Origin of the sequence: Mesorhizobium sp. (assembly GCF_005063415.1) — a bacterium.
GTDB lineage: Bacteria > Pseudomonadota > Alphaproteobacteria > Rhizobiales > Rhizobiaceae > Mesorhizobium.
On record NZ_SUEG01000242.1, the window covers coordinates 583 to 4,727 of the forward strand.

At 61.0% G+C, this 4,145-nt stretch carries 1 protein-coding gene and 3 pseudogenes; 3 read left to right on the plus strand and 1 reads right to left on the minus strand.

From position 1 onward, the window contains the following. The 3 pseudogenes from E5W70_RS30885 to E5W70_RS30895 form a co-directional block, all read left to right on the plus strand. Window positions 1-1,542, plus strand: a pseudogene (locus tag E5W70_RS30885) (adenylate cyclase); the annotation flags it as partial. Window positions 1,543-1,581: 39 nt separating this feature from the next. Continuing rightward, window positions 1,582-1,749 (plus strand): annotated as a pseudogene (locus E5W70_RS30890) (IS66 family transposase zinc-finger binding domain-containing protein); the annotation flags it as partial. A gap of 783 nt (window positions 1,750-2,532) precedes the next feature. Then, window positions 2,533-2,696, plus strand: a pseudogene (locus E5W70_RS30895) (transposase domain-containing protein); the annotation flags it as partial. An 894-nt stretch (window positions 2,697-3,590) separates the two neighbouring features. Here E5W70_RS30895 and E5W70_RS30900 read toward each other — a convergent pair. Continuing rightward, the coding region (locus E5W70_RS30900; RefSeq protein WP_292665042.1) for a cytochrome P450 at window positions 3,591-4,145 on the minus strand (555 nt) is incomplete at its 5' end.

Here is a 4,145-nt window from a genome sequence, read left to right on the forward strand (position 1 = left end):
GTATTGATGCAAGGATTGGATGAGCTCGTAAGCGCCGGTCTCGCGTTCCGCCGCGGCACCCCGCCCGAAGCTACCTACTCATTCAAGCACGCACTCGTTCAGGATGCAGCCTACGTGAGCCTGCTGCGTCGTACGCGGCAGAAGTTGCACTCGCGGATCGCCAAGGTGCTGGAAGAGCGATGGCCGGAGGTGGTCGAGACCCAGCCTGAGATTCTCGCCCATCACTTCACACAAGCGGGCTCAATGGAGCGCGCCGTCGATTACTGGCAGCGGGCTGGCGAACGCGCGTTCCGGCGCTCGGCAGCTGCGGAAGCCACAGGCCATCTTGCCAAGAGCATCGAATTCTTGCGAACCTTGCCGGAAGACCGAGCTCAAGCGGAGCGTGAGCTGCATCTCCAGACGATCCTCGGGCAGGCGTGCATCGCCCGCCACGGCTACGCCGCGTCCGAAACCGCCGCCGCTTTCGCCCGCGCCCGGGATCTGGTCGAGGCCGTAGGGGACGTTTCACAACAGTTTCCCGTGCTGTATGGGTTCTGGGCTGTCCAATATGTCCGGATGGCCGTTCGAGAGCAGCAAAACCTCGCTGGCCATATTCTCGCCTTGGCCGAGCAGCATCCCGACCCGGAGCGACTGTGCGTAGCGCACCGGATTTGCGGGGCCACCAACGAAATGATGGGCGAGTTGTCCGCCGCCCGAGAGCACCTCGAGCAGGCCATTGCGCTGTACGACCCGCAGCGGCACGGTTTCACGGCCTTTACCTTCGGACAAGACCTTGGGGTTGCCGTGCTGTCGCACCTGGTTTGGGTCCTGTGGCTGCTGGGCTACCCAGATCAGGCATCTCGCCGGCAAGCCGAAGCACTGGCGTTGGCGCGCAGCGTTGGGCATAAAAACACTCAAGGGTTTGCCCTGATGTACAGCGCGATGGCGGGTGCGTATGGCCACGACCTCGGAGTGGCTGCTGACCACTCGGCATCCTTGCTGGAATTGGCTCGCGAGCAGAAATTTGATCTGTGGAGAGCCGGCGCGACTGTGGTCCAAGGCTGGGCCATGGCTCGCCAAGGGCGCGGAGCAGTCGGCATTGCGGCGATCGAGCGCGGACTCGCGGAGTGGACGGATAGCGGCGCGGAATGGATGCGGCCCTTCTTTCTGAGCCTGCTTGCCGACGCCTGCGCACTCTCCGGTGACGTGCGACGGGCGCTCGAGGAACTGGATGAGGCTATAGCGGCGGTCGAGCGCACGGGGCAGTGCTGGCCGGACGCCGAACTGCATCGATTGCGAGGGCAGTTCCTGACAGCTTTGCCGGACGGTGGAAGACAAGGCGACGCAAGCGCCGCGTTGCAGCGCGCGATCCAGATTGCCCAGCGTCAATCCGCGAAGTCTTGGGAGCTACGCGCTGCCACCACTCTCGCCCGGCTCTGGCGCGAGCAGGGCAAGCAAGCCGACGCACGCGATCTGCTCGCGCCGGTTTATGCTTGGTTCACCGAAGGCTTTGCGACACCGGACCTCAAAGAGGCCAAAGCAATGCTCGACACCTTGAGGTGAATAGAGGCCACGCTACTCTCGGGCGGCTCCTGGGCCAGGAAGCGTCGAACGAAACGCGGCGCGTTGCCATCCCATCTGCCGCGGGTGGAAATGATTGTCGACATCGAGGACCATGCCTGCCCACGCTGCCGCAATGGCTTGCATCGGATCGGCGAGGATGTGGGAGAGCGGCTCGACATCGGTCCGGCGCAGCTGCGTGCAATCGTGTGCGCCGGCCTAATATGCTATCCTGCCCCACCAAACTTCCTCTGGCAATGGCATGTCGGCTATCCCGATTACGTTGCGACGAAGGAAGCTCGATCACGCGCAATGGGCCTTCATGCGTGTTTTCGAAAAGGGTTCGTGATCAGGCAACGGGTCAAGTAGTTCAGTGTTCGATCTGGAGGAATTGATCCTCTCAGCGGTGCCATCCGTTAACCCAAAAAAGCCCCGGTGCTGGGTCGATGCGCCGGGGCTTTGGGCACGTACAAGCTACACCAACATGTCCGTATAGGAACGTGCGCTAATAAGGTGAAGGAATGGTGAATCGCCTTCATCAGCTCGCCGACCTCCAGCGCGCCCTCCTCCTTGGCAGCAGCCTCGAACGCCTTGCGGGCCTCCGGGGGGTCGTCCGGTCCTCGACAGCTTCGATGCACACTTGCACGCCTTCCTTCAGTGGCCATCTTGGTCCACCTCAGGAGTTCCTCGGCGGCACCCTCGACATTGTTGCAGCTGTAGATGACCCCGAGTCGGTTGGTCTTGACGTTAACCGGAGGGGAGAACCAATGGGTTGCCATGTGGGGGACCCTAAGAGCGGGCCGAGCCTGCGGACCAACCCCGTGGTAATCCGCGACAATGGAACAACAATTGCCGAGACTGTCGCTTCCGATCGAGTTCGGCCGGACGGGGCGACGACGAGATGAATGATCCGGCCGTCGGCGCGCTCTTCGCTGTTCCCGCAGCGAAGCCGACGTCCGAAATACGGGTGCCAACGATGGTGGACCTCCCGAGATGGCGCTCAACCGCAAGAATGCGCTCTTCGCAGGCCCTCACGGCGGAGCCGAACACTGGGCCGTTGTCGCCTCGCTGATTGAAATCTGCAAGCCAACGGCGTTGAGCCGCTGGGCTATCTCGCCGATGTCCTCACCAGGATCCGCCTGGACCCGACTCGCTAACCGCGCGGTTTAGCCTTTGGTTGAGGGGTACTTTCTGACGGGTTTGCAGCCAATGTTGCAGATCGCCGATCTCTGAGCCAAAGGGATTTTCTTGTTGCGACTAGCTCGGCACGGTCTTCCTCAGAGGTCGCTCGACTATGCATAGCAGCAATGGCAAAGTCGGCTCTGTTCGTTCGGTAGTCTTCCTTTTGCACGGCCATCGTTTTCTCCCTGTTCATGGCCCCTCTTTGCCCTGACAGGAGATTAACTGCCGGTGCCTTACGGGAGTCAAATTAAACTAAAGCACTCCGCAGTCGCACCTGCATGTCATTGTTTTCGATGATGCCGGCCTCCCTCTCGGGCAGGTGAGGGGTGGCTAACGCGGGGTTTTTAAGCCGTACCCTGGCGCCACCCCCATTCTCGGGGAGGAACTCGACGCCGGCCTTCCGGCAAAGCACGTTCTTAGATCAATCCTGCGGTCAATCTCCGGGTCGCGGGTGCAATGGGTGCGGGAAGCCTTCTAGCAGAGAAATCATCGGCGACACGGCCAGTGGCAGAAAGCTGCTGTGAAGGTGAGGGCTGAGCAATTGAAGGGCGGCCGGAGACATGCGCCGCAGCAGTTCGATTCTATGTGCAGTTTCTGGGCTAGGTATTGGCTGTGGCGCCCGATCGCGGTCTGAGTAGGCGAGGCCAATTTTCGAGGTGTTGGGGCTGCTCATCATGGCTCCCCTCCCGAATTGCGGCGGAAGCGCGATATTCGCTCACAGCCGGCGATGCCGTCACGTTTATCGCCATCAAAGCAGACTGCGCATTTCGAGCCGGAGAGTCCCGGAAATACTTAAAGGGCCCACCTGTCGACGCGGGGCCTCTGCTCTGCGCTCGCGTATCGTGGCAAACGTGTGAAAGTATCCTAATTCATGCCACGAGCCGTACAGGCAACTGTGCCAGCGCCCGGATACCCAGACGCTTGCGCCACTTGGCCGTACGCGTCGGTCTGGTGTCGAGGCGAATGTCTGGATATCGCGTGAAGATGCGCTCGAACGCTACCGCCGCCTCCGCCCGAGCAAGTTGGAAACCGAGGCAGAAATGCACGCCTGTGCCAAACGAGAGGTGCGGATTAGGGTGGCGCGTGATATCGAAACTATGAGGATGTTCGAACTTGGAAGGATCGCAGTTTGCTGCCGCCAGCAATCCGGCGAACATGTCGCCGCGGCGGAATTGCCGGTTCTGCCAGACGAGGTCTCGGGTCGCGAAGCGCGGCTTGGTCATTTGTACCGGCGAAACGTAACGTAAGCATTCCTCGATGCAAGAAGGCATCAGGGCTGGGTCACTCTGCAGCCTGAGGCGTTGATCCTCATGCGATAGCAGCGCAAAAAGCCCGCCGGAAATAAGATGGGTTGTGGTTTCCTGTCCAGCGCCGAACAGCAGGAAAATCATCGAGACTAGTTCGTCTTCGCTGAGTCTCTGCCC